The sequence below is a fragment of the Pseudomonas sp. 10B238 genome, assembly GCF_000970615.1.
In the GTDB taxonomy this organism is placed as follows: Bacteria; Pseudomonadota; Gammaproteobacteria; order Pseudomonadales; family Pseudomonadaceae; genus Stutzerimonas.
In genome coordinates this window covers 133,097-156,299 of record NZ_KQ033939.1, presented here as the reverse complement: position 1 = coordinate 156,299, position 23,203 = coordinate 133,097, and the positions used below count along the sequence as shown (strand labels likewise).

The 23,203-nt window shown below is 62.8% G+C and carries 21 protein-coding genes and 1 pseudogene; 12 read left to right on the top strand and 10 right to left on the bottom strand.

Translation table 11 applies throughout. From position 1 onward, the window contains the following. Positions 1 to 32 precede the first annotated feature (32 nt). Complete coding sequence (locus RT21_RS18930; protein ID WP_046163951.1) at positions 33 to 719, bottom strand: OmpW/AlkL family protein; 687 nt, start codon at positions 717 to 719, stop codon at positions 33 to 35. 198 nt (positions 720 to 917) lie between these two features. Between RT21_RS18930 and RT21_RS18925 the strand changes: the two genes are divergently transcribed. The 6 genes from RT21_RS18925 to RT21_RS18900 are packed head-to-tail and all read left to right on the top strand — an operon-like array spanning position 918 to position 5,796. Continuing rightward, positions 918 to 1,688, top strand: coding sequence for a DUF3450 domain-containing protein (locus RT21_RS18925; protein ID WP_046163950.1), 771 nt, complete (start codon positions 918 to 920; stop codon positions 1,686 to 1,688). After that, on the top strand, positions 1,685 to 3,031 hold the full coding sequence (locus RT21_RS18920) for a MotA/TolQ/ExbB proton channel family protein (protein ID WP_046163949.1): 1,347 nt from the start codon (positions 1,685 to 1,687) through the stop codon (positions 3,029 to 3,031). Before RT21_RS18925 ends, RT21_RS18920 begins: the two co-directional genes overlap by 4 nt. Further along, positions 3,024 to 3,569 (top strand): MotA/TolQ/ExbB proton channel family protein, encoded by a 546-nt coding sequence (locus tag RT21_RS18915; RefSeq protein WP_046163948.1) that lies wholly within the window; start codon positions 3,024 to 3,026, stop codon positions 3,567 to 3,569. The genes RT21_RS18920 and RT21_RS18915 overlap by 8 nt, the downstream gene beginning before the upstream one ends. 10 nt (positions 3,570 to 3,579) lie before the next feature. Continuing rightward, positions 3,580 to 3,993: an ExbD/TolR family protein gene (locus RT21_RS18910; RefSeq protein WP_045430526.1), complete on the top strand. Its 414-nt coding sequence runs from the start codon at positions 3,580 to 3,582 to the stop codon at positions 3,991 to 3,993. Continuing rightward, a complete protein-coding gene (locus RT21_RS18905; protein ID WP_046163947.1) occupies positions 3,993 to 4,703 on the top strand; it encodes an energy transducer TonB in 711 nt (236 codons plus the stop codon). Before RT21_RS18910 ends, RT21_RS18905 begins: the two co-directional genes overlap by 1 nt. A gap of 1 nt (position 4,704) precedes the next feature. Then, entirely contained in the window at positions 4,705 to 5,796 is a 1,092-nt protein-coding gene (locus RT21_RS18900; protein WP_046163946.1) for a tetratricopeptide repeat protein, read from the top strand. 321 nt (positions 5,797 to 6,117) lie between these two features. Here the strand turns inward: RT21_RS18900 and RT21_RS18895 are convergent, their stop codons facing one another. From RT21_RS18895 to RT21_RS18880, 4 genes are all read right to left on the bottom strand, one after another. Next, entirely contained in the window at positions 6,118 to 6,630 is a 513-nt protein-coding gene (locus RT21_RS18895; protein ID WP_046163945.1) for a DUF3299 domain-containing protein, read from the bottom strand. A gap of 8 nt (positions 6,631 to 6,638) precedes the next feature. Then, a complete protein-coding gene (locus tag RT21_RS18890; RefSeq protein ID WP_046163944.1) occupies positions 6,639 to 7,904 on the bottom strand; it encodes an ABC transporter permease in 1,266 nt (421 codons plus the stop codon). 3 nt (positions 7,905 to 7,907) lie between these two features. Next, the gene (locus tag RT21_RS18885; protein WP_046163943.1) at positions 7,908 to 8,615 is read right to left on the bottom strand and encodes an ABC transporter ATP-binding protein; all 708 of its coding nucleotides are present in this window, start codon (positions 8,613 to 8,615) and stop codon (positions 7,908 to 7,910) included. Between the two features lie 70 nt (positions 8,616 to 8,685). After that, the gene (locus tag RT21_RS18880; RefSeq protein WP_046163942.1) at positions 8,686 to 9,258 is read right to left on the bottom strand and encodes a DUF2796 domain-containing protein; all 573 of its coding nucleotides are present in this window, start codon (positions 9,256 to 9,258) and stop codon (positions 8,686 to 8,688) included. Between the two features lie 107 nt (positions 9,259 to 9,365). On the opposite strand from RT21_RS18880, the gene RT21_RS18875 reads away from it, so the two are divergent. After that, positions 9,366 to 9,707 carry a hypothetical protein gene (locus RT21_RS18875; RefSeq protein ID WP_046163941.1) on the top strand — a complete coding sequence of 114 codons (342 nt, stop codon included), beginning with the start codon at positions 9,366 to 9,368 and terminating at the stop codon, positions 9,705 to 9,707. A gap of 21 nt (positions 9,708 to 9,728) precedes the next feature. Here the strand turns inward: RT21_RS18875 and RT21_RS18870 are convergent, their stop codons facing one another. Both RT21_RS18870 and RT21_RS18865 read right to left on the bottom strand, forming a co-directional pair. Beyond that, complete coding sequence (locus tag RT21_RS18870; RefSeq protein WP_046163940.1) at positions 9,729 to 10,589, bottom strand: KPN_02809 family neutral zinc metallopeptidase; 861 nt, start codon at positions 10,587 to 10,589, stop codon at positions 9,729 to 9,731. A gap of 89 nt (positions 10,590 to 10,678) precedes the next feature. Further along, complete coding sequence (locus tag RT21_RS18865; RefSeq protein WP_046163939.1) at positions 10,679 to 11,113, bottom strand: DUF411 domain-containing protein; 435 nt, start codon at positions 11,111 to 11,113, stop codon at positions 10,679 to 10,681. 173 nt (positions 11,114 to 11,286) lie between these two features. On the opposite strand from RT21_RS18865, the gene RT21_RS18860 reads away from it, so the two are divergent. Beyond that, complete coding sequence (locus RT21_RS18860; protein WP_046163938.1) at positions 11,287 to 11,826, top strand: DUF4345 domain-containing protein; 540 nt, start codon at positions 11,287 to 11,289, stop codon at positions 11,824 to 11,826. 90 nt (positions 11,827 to 11,916) lie between these two features. Here the strand turns inward: RT21_RS18860 and RT21_RS18855 are convergent, their stop codons facing one another. From RT21_RS18855 to RT21_RS18845, 3 genes and pseudogenes are all read right to left on the bottom strand, one after another. After that, complete coding sequence (locus RT21_RS18855; RefSeq protein ID WP_046163937.1) at positions 11,917 to 12,699, bottom strand: type IV pili methyl-accepting chemotaxis transducer N-terminal domain-containing protein; 783 nt, start codon at positions 12,697 to 12,699, stop codon at positions 11,917 to 11,919. 157 nt (positions 12,700 to 12,856) lie between these two features. Then, on the bottom strand, positions 12,857 to 13,465 hold the full coding sequence (gene narL, locus RT21_RS18850) for a two-component system response regulator NarL (RefSeq protein ID WP_231108059.1): 609 nt from the start codon (positions 13,463 to 13,465) through the stop codon (positions 12,857 to 12,859). Continuing rightward, positions 13,443 to 15,461, bottom strand: a pseudogene (locus tag RT21_RS18845) (ATP-binding protein). The gene narL and the pseudogene RT21_RS18845 overlap by 23 nt, the downstream one beginning before the upstream one ends. A 228-nt stretch (positions 15,462 to 15,689) precedes the next feature. On the opposite strand from RT21_RS18845, the gene RT21_RS18840 reads away from it, so the two are divergent. The 4 genes from RT21_RS18840 (at position 15,690) to RT21_RS18825 (ending at position 23,127) form a co-directional block, all read left to right on the top strand. Further along, positions 15,690 to 17,291 (top strand): MFS transporter, encoded by a 1,602-nt coding sequence (locus RT21_RS18840; RefSeq protein WP_046163936.1) that lies wholly within the window; start codon positions 15,690 to 15,692, stop codon positions 17,289 to 17,291. Positions 17,292 to 17,306: 15 nt separating this feature from the next. Next, positions 17,307 to 17,765: a universal stress protein gene (locus RT21_RS18835; protein ID WP_045430483.1), complete on the top strand. Its 459-nt coding sequence runs from the start codon at positions 17,307 to 17,309 to the stop codon at positions 17,763 to 17,765. A gap of 14 nt (positions 17,766 to 17,779) precedes the next feature. Then, positions 17,780 to 19,267 carry an MFS transporter gene (locus RT21_RS18830; RefSeq protein WP_046163935.1) on the top strand — a complete coding sequence of 496 codons (1,488 nt, stop codon included), beginning with the start codon at positions 17,780 to 17,782 and terminating at the stop codon, positions 19,265 to 19,267. Positions 19,268 to 19,371: 104 nt separating this feature from the next. Continuing rightward, the gene (locus RT21_RS18825) at positions 19,372 to 23,127 is read left to right on the top strand and encodes a nitrate reductase subunit alpha (protein WP_046163934.1); all 3,756 of its coding nucleotides are present in this window, start codon (positions 19,372 to 19,374) and stop codon (positions 23,125 to 23,127) included. The last annotated feature ends 76 nt before the right edge of the window (positions 23,128 to 23,203 follow it).

Below are 23,203 nucleotides of genomic sequence, written 5' to 3'. Positions count from 1 at the left end.
GTCTTGTCTGAGATTCGGCAATGCCGACGGATTCAGAACTTGTAGCCGAGACCGACCATGTACACCATCGGATCGACGTCCACATCGACTTTGACCTTGGCGCCGCCGTAGTTCGTTGTGCCTGTCGTATCGATGTCGATGTAGCGAACCTGGGCGTTGATCATCACATTATCGGTCAGCATGTAATCCATGCCCACTTGTGCAGCCAGACCCCATGAGTCCTTCATGTCCAGACCGCTGAAGCCTTTGCCCTCGGCTTCGCTGCTGAGCTTGTCATCGAAGAACCAAGTGTAGTTGATGCCAGCGCCTACGTAGGGTTGGAACGCTGACTTGCTGTCGAGCGGGTAGTACACGACGCTTAGGGTCGGCGGCAGGTGCTTGAGCTCGCCCAGCTTGCCGTTCAACGCGGCAAAACCGCCGGGCATGCCAGCAACACCGACGTCATGGGTGAAAGGGCTAGCGGCGAGCAATTCGATGCCGACTTTGTCGGTAACCATGTAGGCGAAGTTCAAGCCCAGCTGGGTATCGCTATCGAGGGTGGCCTTGGTTCCTGCAACGCTCGTGGAGAGCGCGCCTACATAGATGTCACCGCTTTCCTCGCGCGGATCAACAGTGATCGCACCAGCACGGACAATCACGTCACCAGCCTGATGGGCCTGGGCGAAAGGGGAGGCGAGGGCTACGGCCAGCACGGACGCGGTAAACAGGGTCTTGCGCATAATGGAACTCCATCCAGACATGGTGTGTTGCGACTGGTGGCCATGGTAGGGCGTGCGAGCCCGCCGACTTTGATCCAGCTCAACGAAACGTTCCGCTTTATCCGGGCTGCGACGTATTGCCCGGGTTGCCTTCTTTTGCGGATCTAGATGATAATGTTTCTCTTTTCTGGTCTGACCTTCGTCTGCAAGGACCCATCAATGCAAGCCCTTATACCCCGCCTCTTGGCGGTCGCCGTGTTGCCCTGCTGCATGCAGCTCCATGCAGCTCCGCTGGACGCTGCGCTGGAAGAAAGCCAGCAGCTGGCTGCTGAGGCCAAAGCCTCGCAGGCGCGCATCGAGCAACTCGATGACGCGACGCGGCAGATGCTCACCGAATACCGCAACGCCGTTCAGCAGGCGGAGGCCTTGAAGGCCTACAACGAGCAGCTGGTCGAGCTGACCGCTGCGCAGCGCAAGGAACTGGACGGATTCCAGCGTCAGTTGGACAGCATCGAACGCACCCAGGAAGCCGTTGCACCGCAGATGGGGCGGATGATCGAAGTGCTCGAGGAGTTCATCGCGGCAGACCTTCCGTTCCTCCCCGACGAGCGCGCCGATCGCCTCGCCAGCCTGCAGGACATGCAGGCGCGCGCAGACGTCAGTCTCGCTGAGAAATACCGGCGCATCCTCGAGGCCTATCAGATCGAGAGCAATTACGGACGCACTCTGGAAGCCTGGCGCGGTGAGCTGCCGGTCGAAGGTGGCAGCCGCAGCGTTGAGTTCCTGCGCCTGGGGCGGACCATGCTGTATTACCAGACGCTGGATGCTCACGAAAGCGGATGGTGGAATCCGCAGACCCGCGCCTGGGAAGTACTCGATGGCAGCGCGCGTCGACCAATCACCAAGGCCATCGCCATCGCTCGTCAACAGCAAGCCCCAACCTGGCTCGAACTGCCCATCAAAACCCTGGCCAAGGAGGCTGCGCAATGAGCCGCTTGTTGACGTTGTTGCTCATCGGCTTGTTGCCGGCAATGGCTCAGGCTGCCGAACCGTTGAGTCCTGACCAGCTGCTGCAGCGCATTCGCAGCGAACGCGCCGCGGAAGTCGACGCCATGCAAGCGCGCGAGCAGGCCTTTATCCAGAATCGCAGCGAGCAAGCCCAACTGCTGGCGCGAGCCAACGCCGCGCTTGAACAACAGAAAGCCGAAGCCGAGCGTCTTAAGACAGAATTCGACCGCCAGGAAGCCGCGTTGGCCGAGCAGGAAAAGCTGCTGGCGCAGCGCGTCGGTCACCTTGGCGAACTGTTCGGCGTGGTGCGGCAGAGTGCTGGTGACATCGCTGGGCAATGGCAGGACAGCCTGCTCAACGCGCAATACCCAGAGCGCCTGCAGCGCCTGCGGGCATTGGCGGAAAGCCGCACGCTGCCGTCAGCTGAGGATCTGGACAGCTTCTGGATGACCCTGCTTGAAGACCTGACGGCCAGTGGCCAGGTGGAGCGCGTCGAGCTGCCGGTAGTGGGCGTCGACGGGCAGCGCACCACTCAGCCGGTCCTGCGGGTCGGTAACTTCTCGGCGTTCACCGCCGATGATTTCCTTCGCTACGACAGCGACGCCCGCGAATTGCTGACGCCTAGCCGCCAGCCTGCCGGCATGGGGATGGTCAATGACTATGTCGACAGCAGCGAGGCGTTGGCCACTCTGCCGATCGATCCGAGCCGCGGCTCGTTGCTGGCTCAACTGCAGCGTCAGCCGCAACTGTGGGACCGCGTTCAGCAGGGCGGGCTGGTCGGCTGGGTGATTCTTGCCTTGGGTGCCGTCGGCCTGATCCTCGCCATCTGGCGCATGGTCTACCTGGCACGGGTTGGGCGAGCAGTGAGCCGGCAGACGCGCGAGCTCAATCAACCGCGTGACGACAACCCGCTGGGGCGCATCATCGGCGTGTTGGGACCGAAGCCACAGCTGTCCGATCTCGAGACGCTTGAGCTCAAGCTCGACGAGGCGATCCTTCAGGAAACACCGCCACTCGAACGCGGTCAGCCACTACTCAAGTTGCTTAGCGCCGTCGCGCCGTTGCTCGGCCTGCTGGGTACGGTGACGGGCATGATCGTGACCTTCCAGGCGATTACGCAGAGTGGCGGTGGTGACTCTCGGCTGATGGCTGACGGTATTTCCCAGGCATTGGTAACCACGGTGTTGGGTCTGGTTGTGGCAATACCGCTGTTGTTCCTGCATAGCCTGCTGGCCAGCCGCAGCAAGGCGCTGATCCAGCTGCTCGAACAGCAAAGTGCTGGCTTGATCGCGCTGCATCTTTCGGGGACTCCGCGTCGTGACTGATCTGCATGGCCAATGGCTGCGTCTGGTCGACAGCGGTCATGCGCTGCTCGACTTCATGGCGGCGGGCGGCGCAGTGATGTGGGCGCTGGCTGCGCTGTGCGTGCTGTATTGGACGCTGGTCTTTGAGCGTTTGTGGTTCATGCGCCGGGTGTTTCCGCGCTGGGTGGAAGCCCGGCGCCAGGCCTGGGGTCAGCTGCCCAACGAACCTGGCAGCTGGCAGCGTGCGGTACGCAGTGCCTGGCTCGCTCAGGCGCAGCAACAGCTTTCCGGCCCGCTGCGGATGAGCAAGACCATGGTGGCGATGTATCCGTTGCTCGGGTTGCTTGGCACCGTGACCGGCATGATCGCGGTGTTCGATGTGTTGGCACTCAACGGTACCGGCAACCCCCGCGGCATGGCAGCGGGCGTATGGCAGGCGACCCTGCCAACCATGGCCGGCATGGTGCTGGCCATTACTGGACTGTTCAGCCTGGCGCGTCTCGAACGTATTTCGCGCCTGGCTCTCGACCGGCTGGCCGACCAGCTGCGTCACGATTGAGGATTTACGGATGCGTATGCGTCGTCATCATTATCAGCAGGAAGAAGACACCGGCATCGACTTGACGCCGATGCTCGACGTGGTCTTCATCATGCTGATCTTTTTTATCGTCACCAGCTCTTTCATCAAGGAGTCTGGCGTCGAGGTTCAACGGCCACAGGCTGACACCGCCAGCGCGCAGGACAAAGGCAACATCCTGATTGCGGTGACGGCCGATGGTCAGGTCTGGATCGACAAGCAAGCCGTGGACGTCCGCAGCGTGAGGGCTCACGTCGAGCGCATGCGTGTCGACCAGCCGGAAGGCGCAGTCGTGGTGCAGGCCGATCAGGATGCGCGCACCGGTCTTGTGGTTCAGGTGATGGATCAGGCACGTCTCGCCGGGGTTCAGGACGTCGCCCTGGCCGCCAGTTCGGGAGCGCAGTGATGGTTCGTGGACTGACCCGCGTCGGGTTGTCCTTCATCGCTGCCTGCGTGGTGGCGTTGCTGTTGTTTGCGTTGATGCTGAGCATGGTTAACCCGCCCCGTAGCGAGGTGGCCGACGACCCGGTTGCCATCGCCAATTTCGTGCGGATGGACAACCGCAACGAAAGCACTGCGACCCGCTCGCGGCAGCAGGCACCGCAACCGCCTCAACCCAAGACACCCCAGACCCCAACGCCGCCGACGCCGAGCATGGCCACTCCGAGTGCCAATCTGCCGAAGCTTGATCTGCCCTTGCCGAACATCGATACCGGTGTGTCGGTTGCAAGTGCGCCCGCGCCCAGCCTCGCGGGACTGACGGCCGCCTCTGCTCCGGCAGCACCGCCCGCACCCGCAGCGCCGTCAGCGGACGAGACGGCATCGCAATCTGGACCTGAGCAGGAGGTCATGCCGCTCAATGATGTGCGTCCGGAATATCCCTATCGGGCGCGTCAGCGCGGTATCGAGGGCCATATCAAGCTCGCGTTTACCATCACCGCCGCCGGTAAGGTCGAAAATATTCGAGTGATGGAGGCTTCGCCGCCGAACGTGTTTGATCGCGAGGCCCGTCGTGCTGCCGCCCGCTGGCGTTTCGCACCGCGTACCGAAAACGGTTCTGCGGTATCGCGCGAAGCCGTTAAAACCCTGCATTTCCGCCTGCAAGGAGAACGCTGACATGCCCCGTTTGCTGTTATTGATCTCGTTGTTGTTTGCTGTATCAGCTCAAGCGGCGCAGAGCATCGATCCCTCGGTGTTCAAAGCGCTGGAACGTGCCCAGAGCGCGCAGGAGAAGGGGGACTACGGCGCTGCCCACCGAGCGCTCAAACAGGCCGAGGCGAAACCGGGCAGCGCAGAGGAAGCACTGTTGTGGCGCAGCCGTGCCTATCTGTCCTGGGCTGAAGGCAACAATCGCCAAGCGCTGGAACTGCTCGACAAGGCGATCGCCAGTGGCAAGCTTGACGAGTCGATACTGCCCAACGAGCGGCTCAATCTGGCGAAACTCAACCTGGTTGAACGCCGCTATGCCAAGGTCGTCAGCCTGCTGGGCTCACCCGCCAATGCAAGCGAAGAAGTCCTGCAGATGCTGGTGCAGGCTTATCAGGGGCTCGGGCAGCATGCCAAGGCATTGCCACTGGCCGAACGCTATGTCCAGGCCAACCCCAACGCGGCCGACACCTGGTTGCAGTTTCTGGTAGCCGGTAACGCTGAGCTGAAGCGTTACGAGACAGCAGAGCGCTGGCAAAGCAGGCTTCTCGCCCGCCACCCGAATCAAGCCAAGAGCTGGCGGCAATTGGCAGGCTTGCAGCAGATGGCCGGCGATGAGGACAAGGCGCTGGCAACCCTGCGTGCGGCCCATGCCAAGGGGCTGCGCTTCAGCGAAGCCGAGCTGGACAATCTGGTATTGCTTGCCGGTGCCGCTGGCCAGCCCTGGCAAGGTGCGAAGCTGCTGCAGGGCATGCTTGAGTCACGCCTTCTAGCCGGCGATGCCAAGCGGCGTGAGCGTCTGGGCATGCTCTGGTGGCAGGCACGCGAGCGTTCGGAAGCGGCGCAGATCTACCGCGATCTCGCGGCTCAATCCGGTAGCGCCAAGTTCTGGCTGAACGTTGCTCAGTTGGAACTGGAGCAAGCCCACTGGCAGGCTGGTCTCGATGCGCTGAAACAGGCCGAGCGCGCAGGCGCCGAACGGCGCAAGGTTCGTTCCTGGCGCGAGTGGGCCGAAGGCGAGCTCAGCTTCGAGCGGCAGCGCCAGGTTGCCAGTACTCGTTGATCGGGTTGTCTGGACCGTTTGAGAAGGGGTGTCCAAGCAACTTCGGGCCAATCAGGCCTAGCGCGGAGCACGCTGCATAGCAGATGCACACAGAACCCCCGCCACAGTGGCGGGGTTTCGCGTTTATGCGTTATGGACATAGAGCGCTGATCGACGCACAGCGGTTCGGCGCAAATAACACGCATCGCTATCAGCTCGTACATGGAGTGCGTTGACAGCAGGCATCCCAGATGCCAATCAGCACCCGCATGAATGGCGTGGGGGCAGGAGTGGTATTGCCCGATGCCGCTCAGCTTGCCGTTCAGGCTGGGTTTCGCTGCCTTATTCCAGCTCGTAGAGGTAGATCTTCTGCGCTTCCATGCGATACCCGGCATCGGCCAGTTCGCTGGTGGCGTGTTCGACTTTTAGCGGGCCTTCGATCCAGAAGGGCTGGTACAGCTCGTCCACCTTTACGCCAAGCTCGCTGGTGGCATGCACGATCTGGTTGGAGGGCGGTGGCGGCACGTGAATACAGGCGCCGAAGTAGGGCACCAGCAGAAACTCCGTCACTCGCCCATCCTCGCTCATGTCCAGCGGCACAATGTAGCCGGGCAGCTTGACCTGAACGCCATCTAGCTCTTTGACGACCGGCTCGGCCGGCGATTGTTGAGCCGCTGCCGGACCCGCTTCCGCAGCGAGCGCATCGGCCAGTTGCGACATGTCGTGAAGCGCCACAGGCGGTGGAGGTGGCGGCGCGTCTGCCGGGATCAGGTCCGACCATTGCAGCTCACGAACATCGGCAATCGCGAAGGGCGCCGCGAGGGCGAGCAGGGTGGCAAGCAGCAGGCGAGACATGGAATTCCTCATAGTCTGATCGACAGGCCGTCGGCCAGCGACTGCCGATAGGCGCGCCACGCTGGCACACAGCCCATCAACAGCCCAGCCATCAGTATGCCCGCCAGCAATGACCACTCATAGGCGCTTGGCAGCGCCAGCGGCAGATAAAGACCGTAGTGACTTTGCAGCGGCCCTTGCGCGACCGCAATGGCGATATACAGCAGCAAGAGCCCGAAAAGCGCACCCGCAAGTGCCAGGCTGAAAGCTTCGACCACCAGCAGGCCGGCGATATGCCAAGGCCGCGCACCAACCGAACGCAGGATCGCCATCTCCCGGCGCCGCTCGTTGAGGCTGGTGAGAATGGCGGTGAGCATGCCGATCAATCCGGTCAGCACGACAAACAAGGACACCACGAACAGCGCCTGTTCAGCCGTGCCCATCAGGCTCCAGAGCTCCTGCAGCGCCACGCCGGGCAGAATCGCCAGCAGCGGCTCGCCACGATAGCCATTGATTTCGCGCTGCAGCGTGAAGGTGGCGATCTTGCTGTTGAGGCCCAACATGAAGGCAGTGATCTGTTTGGGTTGTAGGTCTAGCTGGCGCGCCTGTTCGGCATCGATGCGCGCTGCACCTCGCGCCGGCATGCCGTTCTGCCAGTCGATATGCAGCGCCTCCATGCCTGCCAGATTGATATGCAGCGTGCGATCCACCGGCGTGCCGGTGCGCTTGAGGATGCCGACTACACGAAAAGGCTTGTCGTCATGTTTGACCAGGCTGACCGTGGCGACGCCATGCGCCAGCACCAGCTGGTCGTCCAGCGTGTATTTCAGTGCCTCGGCCACTTCGGCGCCCAGCACCACTTCAAACGGGTCGTCGGCGAATGGCCGACCTTGCGCCAGTTGCAGCGGCTGCTTGCGACCGTAACGGTAATGGTCGAAATAGGCGCTGCTGGTGCCCATCACGCGATAGCCGCGGTGAGAATCGCCCAGCGAAATGGGAATGGCCCAGCTGACTCTGGGATGCTCGGCGAAATGCTCGAAGCTCTCCCAACGGATATTGTTAGTGGCATTGCCGATCCGGAACACCGAATACAACAACAGATTCACCGAGCCGGAGCGGGCGCCGACGATCAGATCGGTGCCGCTGATGGTGCTGGCAAAGCTGGCGCGGGCTTCGGTGCGCACCCGCTCTACGGCAAGCAGCAGGCATACCGAGAGCGCAATGGCGAATACGGTGAGCAGGGCAGTGAAACGGCGGTTGTTCAGGCTCGCCAAGGCCAGACGCAACAGGTACATGGCCTATATCTCCGGGGCGCGAGCGGCGCGATTGAGGTCTGCCAATGAGAGGCTGCGGTCGAACAGTGGCGCCAGGCTCTGGTCGTGGCTGACGAACAACAGGCTCGACCCGGCCTGTTCGCATTCGGCAAACAGCAACTGCAAAAAAGCTTCTCGACTGTCAGCGTCGAGGGCAGAGGTGGGTTCGTCAGCGATCACCAGTTCCGGCTGCCCGATTAGTGCACGCGCTGCGGCGACGCGTTGTTGCTGGCCGATCGACAGCGCTTCGGCACGTCGATCGAGCAGGCTTTTCGGAATGCCGAGATGCTGGAGCAGGCTTGCCGACGCTTGCGCAACGCTGCCGTGCCGCTGGCGGGCGCGCTCGGCTCTTGTCTTGGAGAAATGGCAGGGCAGGCCGACGTTTTCGGCCACCGAAAGAAAGGGCAGCAGGTTGAACTGCTGGAAGATGTAGCCGGTGTGGTCGACCCGGAAGCGATCCCGAGCACCGGCAGACAGCGCGGCGAGGTCGGTGCTGAGCAACTGGACCGTTCCGCGTTGGGCTTTCTGTACGCCGCCAATCAGTCCGAGCAGGGTCGTCTTGCCGCTGCCCGACGGACCCTTGAGAAACAGGCTCTGGTTGCGCGCCAGCGTGAAGCTGGGGATGTCGAGCAGCTCTGCCTGGCCCGGCCAGGCAAAACCCAATTGGTGCAGTTCGAGCAACGGTGCGGTCATCGAGATGATCCGTGTCAGGCGAGCCGGTGAGTTTACTGCGTCGGGCCAGGCGGCGGCAGACGGGATCGGATCAGAACGTCGCGCGTGGCTGGTCCGCGGTGAGTTGCACGCCCCGTTGACCCTTTGGACCGATCAGCTGTGCCTGGATTTTCTGAGTGCCGGGGAACGCCTTGAACAAGCCTTGCAGATCGAGCGCCTGCAGCGCTTGGGACGTGGCGCAATCGAAGCGGTAGTGCGCGTGAATTTCGCTGTGCTGGCTTTCATGTTCTTCATCGTGCTCGTCATGATGGTCATGGGCTTCGCCTTCGAATAGCGGACTCTCGAGCTCAGTTTCAGCCAGGGTGCAGCCGGCTGCTGCAGGCAGGCCAAACAGGCTGTTCGGTTGTTCCAGCTGTTTGCGAGCGTCGGCAATCTTGCGTTTGTCTGCATCGCTGCTCGGCGCATGCTCGAACCCCACCAGATTCATCGCCGGGCTGCGCAGCTCGATTTCCAGCGTGGAGCCGTCCAGCGCCGCATCCAGTTCCGCAGCGCCATGCTCGTGGGCGCTGAGACTGTCGTGGTGCGCATGGTCGTGATCGTGTTCAGCAGCCAGAGCAAAACCGGGCAGTAAGGCGAAGGGCAGGGCAAGCAGCAGACGGCGCATGGTGATCTCCATATGGTTGAGAGTTACGTTATAACAAACGTGCGTAACGCCTGGCCAGTGTCCACCTCCCATGGGAGCATGCGATCTAGTTTTTCAGGAGAGTGGCGATGATTCGAATTCGCGGCCATGTGGGCGATCTAGCGGTCGACCTCAGCATTGATATGGACGATCACGATTGGGCGCAGTTGGGGCGTCAGATGCCCGCTGCACAGGTTACGGCTGCCCCGTCGCAACCGGCCGACAAGCCTACCGTTGACCCTCATTGGCACGAGGCGCAGCAGTTGCTGCGAACGGCACAGAACATGGACGGGCCTCAGCTGTTGGCTGAGCTGCAAGCGCTGGCGGGCAGCGCTCAAATGGGCAAGCGACTGCTGGTGCGCTTGCGCCACTGCGCGCAGGTCAAGGTGGATAGCGGTGCGGATGCACCTGTCTATCGCTGGGTCGACTGAACGGCGCGACTGCGATCCGGGTTACAGACGCTGCGTCTGGAAGGTATCGCAGCGTGTCGGGTCGCCACTGTCGAATCCAATACGAAACCACTTCACCCGTTGCGCAGAGGTGCCATGGGTGAAGGCATCTGGAACGACCCGGCCCTGACTTTGTTGCTGCAAACGGTCGTCGCCGATCGCGTTCGCCGCATTCAGTGCTTCCTCCAGATCCCCCGCCTCAAGCCAGTCATGACGCTGTTGGGCGTGGTTGGCCCAGACCCCTGCGAAGCAATCCGCCTGCAATTCCTGGCGAACCAGAAGGCCATTGTCGCCCTCCATGCGCGCGCCGCGCTGACGGGCAGCCTGCATCTGCTGCGAGACGCCTAACAGTGTCTGTACGTGGTGGCCGACCTCATGGGCGATCACATAAGCCTGAGCGAAATCGCCCGCGACCGAAAAACGCGACGCCATGTCGTCGAAGAACTGCAGGTCGAGATACACCTGCTGGTCGCCCGGACAGTAGAAGGGGCCAACCGCGGAATTGGCGAAGCCACAGGCCGAGTTCACGCCACCACGAAATAGCACCAGCGTCGGGTCGCGGTACTGCTGGCCGGACTGCTGAAACAAGGCGCGCCAGGTGTCCTCGGTGTCGCCCAGGATGGACTGGACGAAGGCAACCTGCGGGTCCTCACTATTGGCTGGGGCGTTGCTCTGCTGGGTCGTTGCGGGACCTGATTGGTCGGCCAACTGACCGAGAATCTGCATGGGATCCTGGCCGGACAACAGGCCGATTACCACCACGATTGCGACGCCCGCCAGGGTCAGGCGCCCGCCACCGATGCCCCCGCTTCGGCCGCGAGCGTCCACCACATTGTCACTGCGACGAGCCTTCTTCCAACGCATGCCTGAGTCCTTCTGTCAGTTCTTACCTGAGTCAGACCGGCCTCAGCCTCAGCAAATTCAGCGGCGCTACAAACGTTTCGTCTGTTACGTCAGTCTGCCGGGTACTCGGCCAGCACCGACTGCTCACCTTCGTCGCTCACAGCGATTACTTTGAACGCGTCTTTACGGTCGCCCATCTCCATACCTGGCGACCCCATCGGCATGCCGGGTACCGCGGCACCGATCAGATCGGGCTGTGCTCGAAGCTTGAGAATGTCGGCAGCCGGGACGTGGCCTTCGACGAATTTTCCATCGATCACGCCGGTATGGCAGGAACCCAGGCTATGGGGCACGCCGAGGCGGGTCTTGACGGCGGCCATGTCGGGTTCAACGTGGTCGTCGACCTCGAACCCGTTGGCTTCCAGATGCTCTATCCAGGCCTTGCAGCAACCGCAATTGGCGTCGCGGTGCACCTCGATCGCGATGGGCTCGGCCGCTTGAGCGAGGCTGGCGAAAAGAGCGGTGGCAAGCAATAAACGACGCATGAAGGTCTCTCCGGCGGGGTTGAGCGCAGCATAGCCCCATGCTCGCAGGCACCCAAGCCTGCTGGTGTGAGCGAATGTCACAGGAGTCGGCGAACAAGCATGGAGCGAACCAAAACGGGGCGATCCGGTCGGATATCCATCGTGGTGCGGAGCCGCTGTGAGGAGAGTTTTCGATGCGTTTTGCCCGTTTCGTTCTGCTCGCGCAGGCATTGGTGATGGCCTGTCTCAGTTTGGCCTACTGGCTGTGGCCTCACGAGATGGCCAATCTCAACGGCATGCTGCTGATGGAAACCGCGTCGGTCAGTCACATGCGTGTCTATTACGGCGGCCTGCAGCTGGGGCTGGCATTGTTCCTGATCTGGGCCGTTCGTGCACCGGAGCGAGCCCGGCCAGCGCTGATCATGCTGGTGATGACCATGGCGGCGCTGGTGCTGGGGAGGCTGGTGTCGCTCTGGCTGGATGGCGGTGACTTGGTCGGCTTCGATCTCGCCTCCACGCTCTATCGCGTGCTGGCTGTGGTGTTCGCCGGTCTCGCCTGGCGCGCTATTCGCGAGCGTCCGGAGCCAGAGCCTGAGCGCCTTGAGCCTGCCACCCATCGCCTCGTCAGCGAATCACCGATGCCATTCAAGCTTGGCGACACGCCTCCGGCCGTAGAGCCTGCGTCCGGTGATGCGGCACCGCAGCCGTTCCGCCGCGGGGATCCGCTCGCCTGACCGATGCCGCCGGAAGCAGGTCAGCTTCGCATTGGCGCTGACGAAGCGCCGTTGCCTCTCGGTTGAGCCGGAGGGCTCTGCCTCGTGCACTCATCGGCCGCTACCGGCCAGGCGTTCATAATCCAACGTTAACTGTTCAAGCTTGCGCAGCAGCGAGTCGCTGGTGGTGACGATTACGGTCGGCACGAAGCGTGAATCGTCCGCCAAGGTGAATCCGGCCCGGGCGAAACGCCATTGGGTATCGATCTTTTCGAGCTGGCTGACGATTTGCGCGGTGTTCTGCGGCGCGGCCTTCAGCTCATTCAGCCCGTGTTCGAACTCCGTAACCGCCGCGTCGAAGTCGCTGCGCAAGCGCTGCTCTGGAAGCTTCCAGCTCATGGCCAGGTAAAGCATGGCGATGCGCTGACTGAGCATGCGTTGGCGCCCGCTGCGATTGACCAGACGGGCCGCCTGATTGCCGCTGTAACGCTCGATTTTCCCGACCAGCGCTTCGCTCTGGCTGAGGAAGCGGTCAGCCAGGCGCAGGAGTTCGGCGGATTGGCTGCGGTCCGGGCGGCTCAGAGCCAACTGACGATACTGGTGCCAGGTGTCAGTTGCCTCGTTCAATGCTTTGCGGATATCCCCGTCAGCGGCGTATTCATCGAGCCACTGAGCATTCTCCTCGACGCTGGCAATGCTGTTGTCGAGCTGACTGGCGGCGAGGTCAACACGGGTGTCGGTGCCGATCATCAGGTACGTCTTGGCGATGCGTTGGCTGAGCATACGCTGCATGCCGGCTCGGTTGACCGCTTCAGCGTCGCTGATGCCTGCTTGGCAGGGAAGGCTGCCAAGCAGGCCGAGTAGCAGTGCAATGGTTAACGGAAATTTGAACATGGAGCGCTCCTGACGTCCGGACGGGCGCGATGCTGACGGTTCGGTCAGTCGGCGTGGCGAGACGATAGAGCCGTGCGCGCTAACGGCATTGATGGTTATCAAGGGCGCTGGAGTGTTGTTGCAGCCTGAGCCGTGGCGCACACCGGGCGCATCCGGTTCAGCCTTTGGCCTCGTTCTCCAGTACCCAGACCGCCGCTTCCACCCGCGAACGCAGGCCCAGCTTGTGCAGCAGATTCTTAACGTGGACTTTGACGGTGCCTTCGGTAATGCCGAGCTTACGGGCAATCATCTTGTTGCTCTGGCCCTTGGCAATCAGGCGCAGGACCTCTTTTTCGCGCTTGGTCAGGCTGGAGAATGGCACCTGGCCGGTGGGTTTCGGACGTACCCGGATCGCTTCGGCGAGCACCTGGGTCAGTTCGGGGCTCAAGGCCATACGGCCGGTCGCCGCCAGGCGGATCTGCTCGACCAGTTGTTCGGCGTCCATGTCCTTGAGCAGATAGCCGTCCGCACCGTTGCGCAGGGCTTCGAGTACATGGCTTTGTTCATCGGAGACGGTAAACATGACGATGCGTGCGTCGATGTCGGCATCGCGCATGCGGCGGGTGGTTTCCAGTCCGTCGATACCCGGCATGTTGAGGTCCATCAGGATGAGATCGGGCTCGGTCTGTTGCGCGAGGTGGATGGCGTCCTCGCCGTTACCCGCCTCACCGACCACCTCCAGATCACTTTCCAGTTCCAGCAGGTCACGCAAGCCTCGACGCATCATGGGGTGGTCGTCGACCAGCAGGATTCGTGCAGTAGTCCCTTCGTTCATGCGTGACATGTTCCTGGCTCCGGGGAAATGTGGCGGTAGGCGGGCGGAAACCTCAGGTACACCAGCGTGCCTCCGGCGGGGCGCCGACCGATATTGATGGTGCCGTTCAGGCTGTTGGCGCGCTCGCGCAGGATGATCAGGCCGTAATGGCCGGCACGCTGCTCCTCGGGGTTGATGCCAATGCCGTCGTCCTCGATCCTCACGTGGATGGTGCCGATGCTGTCCTGCGTCAGGCTCAGCCAGCAGTGCTCCGCCTCGGCATGCTTGACCACGTTGCTAAGCGCCTCGCGGACGATCTGCAGGCAGTGCACTTCCTCGTTGGGCGTGAGCGGGCAGTGATCGAGCTGATAGTCACTCTCGACCTGCAGTCCCGAATTAGCGCTGAACTCTTCGATCGTTGCATACAGCGCCGGTTTGAGCCCTGGTTCGTTGACCTTGATGCGAAAGGTGGTGAGCAGTTCCCGTAGCTGGCGGTAAGCCGCGTTCAGGCCCTGATCGATCTGCTGCACGCTGTCGTCCAGTTGTGCCTGGTCGCTTTGCTTCTGCATCAGACGCTTGAGGCGTGCCAGTTGCAGCTTCTGCGCGGCCAGCGCCTGGGCCAGTGAATCGTGCAGTTCACGGGCGATCACCGCCCGCTCCTCCATCAGTGCCAGGCGTGCCTGTTTCTGGCCCGATTGAGCCAGGCTCAGCGATGCGGCGAACAGGTCGGCCAGGGTCGTCAGCGGTAGCGTCTGCCAGGGCTGCAATGGCTCGCCTGGGCGATAGGCCACCCGCAGCGAGCCCAGGTCATCCGGCCCGGAGCGCAACTCGAACGTCAGCAGTTTTTCGCCGCTCGGCAGTCGGCCGCTCTGGTTCACCGGGCAGGCATCGCACTGGGGTAGCTGGCAGTATTCCGGCGGCTGCAAATCGTGCGAAGTCATCGCCGTGTGGCTGCCCGCTTCGGCGGAACGGTTCAGGCACAGCGATATCGGGCCGGTGTCGAGGACCTGCTGCACCTTGTTGAGTTGCGCGCCCATCATCTGCGTGGGGTCGTCCGGTTTGCTGTAGAGCAACCGGGCGCTGTCGAACAACAGCTGCAGCGTGGCGTTGCTGCGGGTCAGGGCGGCTGTCTTGTCATCCACCTTCTGTTCCATTTGCGCGTAAAGGCTGGCCAGTTCCTGGCTCATTTGGTTGAGCGTGCGGGCCAGCAGGCTGAGCTCGGTATCGCCGGGGATCTGCACCTGGCCGCTGAAGTCGCCCTTGCCGATATCGCGCGCCATCTTGGTCAGGCTGCGCAGTGGCGTGGCCAGGTTGTTGTGCAGGCCGTAGATGAGCACGAAAGCGATCAGCACGATGACGAACAGGGTGCTGGCCTGCAGTGCGCGGATGACGCTGAGCTTGCCTTCCGATGCCTCCTGCAGCGTACGGACGAAGGTGTCCAGCTCACTGACGAAGGCCGGCGCCTCTCGACGGTAGTCCTCTAGCCGCGCCGGTTGCGCATCAAGCAATGGGCGCATGTCTTGTTCCCAATGCTGCGAAACCGCAGCGTGCAAAGCCGGCAGACGGGTGCTGCCGTGGCGGTGCAAGGCCGAGCGCAACGAGGCGGAGCGCAACGTCTGCTGCAGGGTTTCGATGCGCTCGTAGAGCAGCGCCTGCGAGCCGTGTTCGGCAGTGAAAGCCAGGCGGTAGGCCTGCATGCGCAGACTGCCGGCCTGATTGATCGCCTCGGCATCGCCTTCCAGGGCGTCGGCCAGGTAGAGGTTGGCAAGCATGCTGAGCAGCGAGACACCGATGATCACCACGAAGGCCACCAGCGTGTTGAATACGATCGAGTGACGGGTGGAGAGCGGCTCGCTTTCGGTTGAAGGCATGTTCGGCTCGACGGTCGGACGATGCCTCATTCTGCGCCTCGTCGATCCCGCTGACCACGGGTGAGAGCGTACCTCCAATGCGTTTTGGCCCCCTTCAGGCCCCCCGCAACTGACCCCGTGATGCTACCTAACCTACTGATTCGCTAACGGTTTGACTGTTGGAAAAGGAATACCTCGGAAGGGGTAGTCAAAGAGCCTGTGGCAAAACGCCAGTTTCGCTGTATTGACTCCAGTCAAATTCGGATCGATCCCCCCCGCTTAGCGTGCGAGCCATTCCTGAACCCGCTGCGCTTGCAGGCAGGGTCTTGGCGCCAAGAGGATCGACCATGAGCAATATCGAAAAGTGGGACGTGGAGGACCAGATCTTCTGGGACACCACTGGCAAGCGGGTCGCCAATCGCAATCTGTGGATCTCTATCCCGAGTCTGCTGATGGGCTTCGCCATCTGGCTGATGTGGGGCATCGTCACGGTGCAGATGCTCAACCTGGGCTTTCCCTTCGCGCCCGCCGAGCTGTTCACCCTGACCGCCATCGCCGGCCTCACCGGCGCCACTCTACGCATCCCGGCGTCGTTCATGATCCGCATCGCCGGCGGGCGCAACACCATCTTCCTCACCACCGCATTGCTGATGATTCCGGCGGCCGGTGCGGGCATTGCGCTGCAGAGTCAGGACACGCCGCTGTGGGTATTTCAGCTGCTGGCCTTCCTCTCCGGTATCGGCGGCGGCAACTTCGCCTGCTCGATGAGCAACATCAGCACCTTCTTCCCGAAGAACCAGCAAGGATTGGCGCTGGGCCTCAACGCCGGCCTCGGTAACTTCGGTGTCACCACCATGCAGATCCTGATCCCGCTGGTGATGACTGCCGGTGTGTTCGGCTTTATCGCCGGTGACCCGATGACACTGGTCAAGGACAGCGGCACGTTGATCGGCGGCATTCCTGCCGGAACCGATACCTGGATCCAGAATGGTGGCTGGGTCTGGCTGCTGTTCCTGGTGCCGCTGGCTTTCGCCGGCTGGTTCGGCATGAACAACCTGCTGGTGATCTCGCCGACGCCGGGTTACCCGCTGAACGCCTTCGGCAAGATTCTCGGTCTCTACGCCGTGGCCTTTTTCGCCGCCGCCGTCGGCCTGTACCTCTACTTGCCTGCGCCGACCGGCCTCGGCGTGCTGAATATGTGGGGCGTGATGCTGCTGACCATCGGCGCGACGCTCGGCATGCTGCGCCTGCTGCCGGGCAGCATCAGCCCGAACATCAAGCGCCAGTTTGCGATCTTCCGCGACAAGCACACCTGGTCGATGAGCGTTCTCTACATCCTGACCTTCGGCTCGTTCATCGGCTTCTCCATGGCGCTGCCGCTGTCGATCACGGTGATCTTCGGTTTCATGAACGAGGTCGGCGCTGATGGCGTGGTGACCCGCGTCGCCAACCCCAACGCACCGAGTGCGCTGACCTACGCCTGGATCGGGCCGTTCATTGGCGCCCTGATCCGCCCGCTGGGCGGTTGGATTTCAGACAAGGTCGGCGGCTCCATCGTCACCCAGGTGATCTCGGTGGTCATGGTTGGCGCCTCGGTCGCGGCCGGCTACGTGATGCAACAGGCCTACGGCTCGGCCCAGCCTGAAGAGTACTTCTTCCTGTTCCTGGTGCTGTTCCTGGTGCTGTTCGCCGCCAGCGGCATCGGCAACGGCTCGACCTTCCGCACCATCGGCGTCATCTACGACCGCGAGAAGGCCGGCCCGGTACTCGGCTGGACCTCCGCTGTCGCCGCCTACGGCTCCTTCGTCGCCCCGATCGTGATCGGCGAACAGGTCAAGGCGGGCACCCCGGAAGTGGCGATGTACGGCTTCGCGGTGTTCTACGCGCTGTGCCTGATCCTCAACTGGTGGTTCTACCTGCGCCCCAACGCCTACGTGAAGAACCCCTGAGTCCGGAGAGCCGCCATGAACATCATGCTTGCCTACGACAACTCGCGTAACGCCCGGAAAGCCCTGGACGCCACCCTCGAGATGTTCGGTCCGCTCAACCCCCTGATCATGCTGATCGGGGTGGTGGAAGACACCCGCGATACAAGCGATTCGGCCGCCGAGCTCTACGAGCGTGAACGCCGAGAATTCCAGGCCTTCCTGCAGGAGGCGGCGGCCAAGGTCAGCGCCTTCGGCCTGGACGTCGACGTGATGCTCGCCGAAGGCGACGCCCGCAAGATGATTCTCAAGGCCGCCGAGCACAAGAAGCCCGACCTGCTAGTGATCGCGCGGCATTCCAACGAACCGGACGGCGGCTTCATCTCCCGCTCGCTGAATCTCTTGGTCGACGAGCTCGACTACATGACCTTCGGCAGCGTCAGCGCCTTCCTGGCCCGCCGGGCGCCTTGCCCGGTCCTGATCCAAGCCTGCCCCTGAGTGAGGAGCTCAACATGAGAGTTTCTACGCTGTTCGAATGGAAGCGCCCCGAGATCCGGGCCCTGCATCTGACCTGGATCGCCTTCTATATCTGCTTTTTCGTCTGGTTCGGCATGGCGCCGCTGGCCTCAAGCATGCTGAAAAGCGTGAACTGGCTGACGCCCGAAGACCTCAAGCTGTTCGCCATCGCCAACGTGGCGCTGACCATCCCGGCGCGCATCCTGGTCGGCATGGCGCTCGATCACTGGGGCCCGCGCCGGGTGTTCTCGGTATTGTTGGTGGTGATGGCCGCGCCCGCGCTGTTCTTCGCCTTCGGTGACACCCGCGTCCAGCTGCTGGTGTCGCGGCTGATCCTCGGCTCCATCGGCGCCAGCTTCGTGGTTGGCATCCATATGACGGCCATGTGGTTCAAGCCCAAGGACATCGGTTTTGCCGAAGGTTTCTACGCCGGCTGGGGCAACTTCGGTTCCGCCGCTGCCGCCATGAGCCTGCCGGCCATCGCCATCCACGCCTTCGGTGGCCCGGAAGGCTGGCGCTGGGCGATCGCCAGCTCGGCGATCGTCATGGCCGTCTACGGCGTGTACTACTGGTTCGCGCTCACCGACGGCCCGGTCGGCACCATCCACCGCAAGCCGCACAAGGCCAGCGCGCTGGAAGTCAGCACCTGGGCCGATATGATCAAGCTGATCGTCTGGACCATTCCCATGGTCGGTGTGCTCGGCATCCTGGTCTGGCGCATCGAGGGGCTGGGTTACCTGGGCGCGACCGGCGCGGCGATCTGCTACTCGGTGATCGCGCTGGTGGTGATCTTCCAGGTGGTGCAGATCCTGCGGGTCAACATACCGATCCTGAAGAAGGGTGTGCCGGAAGACGACAAGTACCCCTTCAACACCGTGGCCGCGCTGAACTCCACCTACTTCGCCAACTTCGGTGCGGAGCTGGCGGTGGTGTCGATGCTGCCGATGTTCTTCGAGCTGACCTGGGGCCTGACCCCGACCACGGCGGGCATCATCGCTGCCTCCTTCGCCTTCGTGAACCTGGTGGCGCGGCCCATGGGCGGGCTGGTCTCCGACCGCTTCGGCAACCGCCGCTTCGTCATGCTCGCCTACATGCTCGGCATCGCCGTCGGATTCTTCCTGATGGGGCTGATGAACGCGTCCTGGCCGCTGATCGTCGCTGTCGCCATCACCGTGGCCTGCTCGATGTTCGTCCAGGGCGCCGAGGGCGCGACCTTCGGGATCATCCCCTCGATCAAGCGCCGGGTTACCGGGCAGATCTCCGGCATGGCCGGGGCCTACGGCAACGTTGGCGCCGTCTGCTACCTGACCCTTTACACCTTCGTGACCCCCTCGCAGTTCTTCATGGTGATTGCCGCCGGTGCGTTCGTCAGCTTCGGGCTCTGCCTGCTCTGGCTGAAGGAGCCCGAGGGCGCGTTCTCCGACGAGTACTACGTATCCAGCGTCGACCGCGAATTGGAGGCCCGCCAGAAGCTCGCGTCCTGACGTTCATAGCCCTGATGCGTCGGTCCCAGAGGCGGGCGCCAGCCGAGATTGATAAGCCGACCGGTCGGGCCAGTGGTTCGCAACCGGAGTGAGGAGAGAAACCAATGAGCCACTTGCTCGATCAACTGCGCTTCTTCAACAGGAAGCAAGGCGAGTTCGCCGACGGTCATGGCGAAACCCGCATCGAATCCCGCGACTGGGAGAACGTCTACCGCTCGCGTTGGCAGTACGACAAGATCGTGCGCTCCACCCATGGGGTGAACTGCACCGGTTCGTGCTCCTGGAAGATCTACGTGAAGAACGGCCTGATCACCTGGGAAACCCAGCAGACCGACTACCCGCGTACCCGCAACGACCTGCCCAACCACGAGCCGCGCGGCTGCCCGCGCGGCGCCAGTTACAGCTGGTACATCTACAGCGCCAATCGCCTGAAGTACCCCAAGGTGCGCAAGCCGCTGCTGAAGCTGTGGCGTGAAGCCCGGCGCAGCATGAGCCCGGTGGACGCCTGGGCCAGCATCGTCGAGGACAAGGCCAAGGCCGAGTCCTACAAGAGCAAGCGCGGCATGGGCGGCTTCATCCGTTCCAGCTGGGAAGAAGTCAACGAGATCATCGCTGCCGCCAACGTCTACACCGTCAAACAGTACGGCCCGGACCGTGTCATCGGTTTCTCGCCGATCCCGGCCATGTCCATGGTCAGCTACGCTGCCGGTAGCCGCTACCTGTCCCTGATCGGTGGCGTGTGCCTGAGCTTCTACGACTGGTACTGCGACCTGCCGCCGGCCTCGCCACAGGTGTGGGGCGAGCAGACCGACGTGCCGGAATCGGCCGACTGGTACAACTCCAACTACATCATCGCCTGGGGCTCCAACGTCCCGCAGACCCGTACCCCGGACGCGCACTTCTTTACCGAAGTCCGCTACAAAGGCACCAAGACCGTTGCCATCACCCCGGACTACGCCGAGGTCGCCAAGCTCACCGACCTCTGGCTCAACCCGAAGCAGGGCACCGACGCCGCCCTGGCCCAGGCATTCGCCCACGTCATCTTCAAGGAATTCCACCTCGAGACGCCGAGCGAATACTTCCGCGACTACGCCAAGCGCTACACCGACCTGCCGGTGCTGGTGCGCCTGAACGAAAAGGACGGCAGCTACATCGCCGACCGCTTCCTGCGCGCCTCGGATCTTGCCGACAACCTCGGCCAGGAGAACAACCCCGAGTGGAAGACCATCGCAGTCGATGGCACCACCGGCGAGCTGGTTTCGCCGCTCGGCTCCATCGGCTACCGCTGGGGCGAGAAGGGCAAGTGGAACATCGAAGCCCGCGAAGGCAAGGACGGCCGTGACGTCGACCTGAGCCTGACCCAGATCGATGGCGGCGAGACGGCCGAGGTCGCCTTTCCGTACTTCGGCGGCATCCTCCACGAGCACTTCCAGCACGCTGAAGGCGAAAGCATCCAGCTGCGCCGCGTACCGGTACGCAGCATCACCCTGGCCGACGGCAGCACCACCAAGGTCGCCACCGTATTCGACCTGATGGCCGCCAACCTGGGTATCGACCGTGGCCTGGGTGGCGCCAACGTCGCTTCCAGCTACGACGACGCCAGCGTGCCCGGCACCCCGGCCTGGCAGGAAATCATCACCGGCGTGTCCCGCGAGAAGGCGATCCAGATCGCCCGTGAATTCGCCGACAACGCCGACAAGACCCATGGCCGCTCCATGATCATCGTCGGTGCGGCGATGAACCACTGGTACCACATGGACATGAACTACCGCGGCCTGATCAACATGCTGATGTTGTGCGGTTGCGTGGGGCAGACCGGTGGTGGCTGGGCGCACTACGTCGGCCAGGAAAAGCTGCGTCCGCAGTGCGGCTGGCTGCCACTGGCCTTCGGCCTCGACTGGAGCCGGCCGCCGCGCCAGATGAACGGCACCAGCTTCTTCTACAACCACAGTTCGCAGTGGCGCCACGAGAAAATGAGCATTCACGAAGTGCTCTCGCCCCTGGCCGACAAGTCGCAGTTCCCCGAGCACATGCTCGATTACAACATCCGCGCCGAACGCGCCGGCTGGCTGCCGAGCGCGCCGCAGCTCAACCGCAACCCGCTGCAGATCTGCCGTGACGCCGAAGCGGCCGGCATGTCGCCGGTCGACTATGTCACCCAGTCGCTCAAGGACGGTTCGCTGCGCTTCTCCTGCGAGCAGCCGGACAGCCCGGAAAACTTCCCGCGCAACATGTTCATCTGGCGCTCTAACCTGCTGGGCAGCTCGGGCAAGGGCCACGAGTACATGCTCAAGTACCTGCTGGGCACCAAGAACGGCGTGATGAACGAGGACCTTGGCAAGCGCGACGGCTTCAAACCGCTCGAAGCCGAATGGCAGGACGACGGCGCCATCGGCAAGCTCGACCTGGTCACCACCCTCGACTTCCGCATGTCCTCGACCTGCGTGTACTCCGACATCGTCCTGCCGACCGCGACCTGGTACGAGAAGGACGACATGAACACCTCGGACATGCACCCCTTCATCCACCCGCTGTCCGCCGCCATCGACCCGGCATGGGAAGCGCGTTCGGACTGGGAAATCTACAAGGGCATCGCCAAGGCCTTCTCGAAGATGGCCGAAGGTCATCTGGGCGTGGAAAAGGACCTGGTCACCGTGCCGCTCTTGCACGACAGCCCCGGCGAACTGGCCCAGCCGTTCGGCGGCACCGACTGGAAAACCGCTGGCGTCGATCCGCAGCCGGGCAAGAACTGCCCGAACATGGCGGTGGTCGAGCGCGACTATCCCGCCACCTATAAGAAGTTCACCTCCCTCGGCCCGCTGCTCGACAAGCTCGGCAACGGTGGCAAGGGTATCAACTGGAACACCCAGGCTGAAGTCGATTTCCTCGGCGAGCTGAACTACAAGGTGCGCGAGGAGGGCGTCAGCCAAGGGCGTCCGCAGATCGAGTCGGCCATCGATGCTGCCGAGGTCATCCTCAGTCTGGCGCCGGAAACCAACGGTCACGTTGCCGTGAAGGCCTGGGCCGCGCTGTCGGAATTCACCGGCCGCGACCACAGCCACCTGGCGCTGCCCAAGGAGCACGAGGCGATCCGCTTCCGTGATATCCAGGCGCAGCCGCGCAAGATCATCTCCAGCCCGACCTGGTCAGGCCTGGAAGACGAGCATGTGTCGTACAACGCCGGCTACACCAACGTCCACGAGTTCATCCCGTGGCGCACCATCACCGGCCGCCAGCAGTTCTTCCAGGATCACCCCTGGATGCAGGCCTTCGGTGAGCAGCTGATGAGCTACCGGCCGCCGATCAACACCCGCACCATCGATTACGTGAAGGGCAAGAAGAGCAACGGCAACACCGAAATCGTCCTCAACTGGATCACCCCGCACCAGAAGTGGGGCATTCACAGCACCTACTCGGACAACCTGATCATGCTCACCCTGAGCCGTGGCGGCCCGATCGTGTGGATGTCGGAAGTCGACGCCAAGAAGGCTGGCATCGAGGACAACGACTGGATCGAGTGCTTCAACGCCAACGGCGCCCTGACCGCCCGTGCGGTAGTCAGCCAGCGCGTGATGGAAGGCATGGTGATGATGTACCACGCCCAGGAACGCATCGTGAACGTGCCCGGCAGCGAGACCACCAAGACCCGCGGCGGCCACCACAACTCGGTGACCCGCGTGGTGCTCAAGCCCACCCACATGATCGGCGGCTACGCCCAACAGGCGTACGGCTTCAACTACTACGGCACCGTGGGCTGCAACCGCGACGAGTTCGTCGTGGTGCGCAAGATGGCCAAGGTCGACTGGCTCGACGGCCCGAACGGCAACGACCTGCCGCAACCCCTGCCGCAAGACATCTGAGGAATAGGCCATGAAGATTCGTTCACCCAAGGTGGCAGCGCATGGTCCCCGGACCATGCCCGCTCTGAAGATCAAG

Excerpts from the sequence above, each read along its gene's own strand:
- RT21_RS18885 (WP_046163943.1), bottom strand. The coding sequence starts at position 8,615 with ATGACCGCACCGTTGCTCGAACTGCACCAATTGGGTTTTGCCTGGCCG.
- RT21_RS18910 (WP_045430526.1), top strand. The coding sequence starts at position 3,580 with ATGCGTATGCGTCGTCATCATTATCAGCAGGAAGAAGACACCGGCATC.
- RT21_RS18865 (WP_046163939.1), bottom strand. The coding sequence starts at position 11,113 with ATGCGTCGTTTATTGCTTGCCACCGCTCTTTTCGCCAGCCTCGCTCAA.
- RT21_RS18925 (WP_046163950.1), top strand. The coding sequence starts at position 918 with ATGCAAGCCCTTATACCCCGCCTCTTGGCGGTCGCCGTGTTGCCCTGC.
- RT21_RS18835 (WP_045430483.1), top strand. The coding sequence starts at position 17,307 with ATGAACATCATGCTTGCCTACGACAACTCGCGTAACGCCCGGAAAGCC.
- narL (WP_231108059.1), bottom strand. The coding sequence starts at position 13,465 with ATGATGCGTCGAGGCTTGCGTGACCTGCTGGAACTGGAAAGTGATCTG.
- RT21_RS18875 (WP_046163941.1), top strand. The coding sequence starts at position 9,366 with ATGATTCGAATTCGCGGCCATGTGGGCGATCTAGCGGTCGACCTCAGC.
- RT21_RS18830 (WP_046163935.1), top strand. The coding sequence starts at position 17,780 with ATGAGAGTTTCTACGCTGTTCGAATGGAAGCGCCCCGAGATCCGGGCC.
- RT21_RS18930 (WP_046163951.1), bottom strand. The coding sequence starts at position 719 with ATGCGCAAGACCCTGTTTACCGCGTCCGTGCTGGCCGTAGCCCTCGCC.
- RT21_RS18895 (WP_046163945.1), bottom strand. The coding sequence starts at position 6,630 with ATGTCTCGCCTGCTGCTTGCCACCCTGCTCGCCCTCGCGGCGCCCTTC.
- RT21_RS18825 (WP_046163934.1), top strand. The coding sequence starts at position 19,372 with ATGAGCCACTTGCTCGATCAACTGCGCTTCTTCAACAGGAAGCAAGGC.
- RT21_RS18920 (WP_046163949.1), top strand. The coding sequence starts at position 1,685 with ATGAGCCGCTTGTTGACGTTGTTGCTCATCGGCTTGTTGCCGGCAATG.
- RT21_RS18860 (WP_046163938.1), top strand. The coding sequence starts at position 11,287 with ATGCGTTTTGCCCGTTTCGTTCTGCTCGCGCAGGCATTGGTGATGGCC.
- RT21_RS18855 (WP_046163937.1), bottom strand. The coding sequence starts at position 12,699 with ATGTTCAAATTTCCGTTAACCATTGCACTGCTACTCGGCCTGCTTGGC.
- RT21_RS18905 (WP_046163947.1), top strand. The coding sequence starts at position 3,993 with ATGGTTCGTGGACTGACCCGCGTCGGGTTGTCCTTCATCGCTGCCTGC.
- RT21_RS18900 (WP_046163946.1), top strand. The coding sequence starts at position 4,705 with ATGCCCCGTTTGCTGTTATTGATCTCGTTGTTGTTTGCTGTATCAGCT.
- RT21_RS18840 (WP_046163936.1), top strand. The coding sequence starts at position 15,690 with ATGAGCAATATCGAAAAGTGGGACGTGGAGGACCAGATCTTCTGGGAC.
- RT21_RS18870 (WP_046163940.1), bottom strand. The coding sequence starts at position 10,589 with ATGCGTTGGAAGAAGGCTCGTCGCAGTGACAATGTGGTGGACGCTCGC.
- RT21_RS18880 (WP_046163942.1), bottom strand. The coding sequence starts at position 9,258 with ATGCGCCGTCTGCTGCTTGCCCTGCCCTTCGCCTTACTGCCCGGTTTT.
- RT21_RS18890 (WP_046163944.1), bottom strand. The coding sequence starts at position 7,904 with ATGTACCTGTTGCGTCTGGCCTTGGCGAGCCTGAACAACCGCCGTTTC.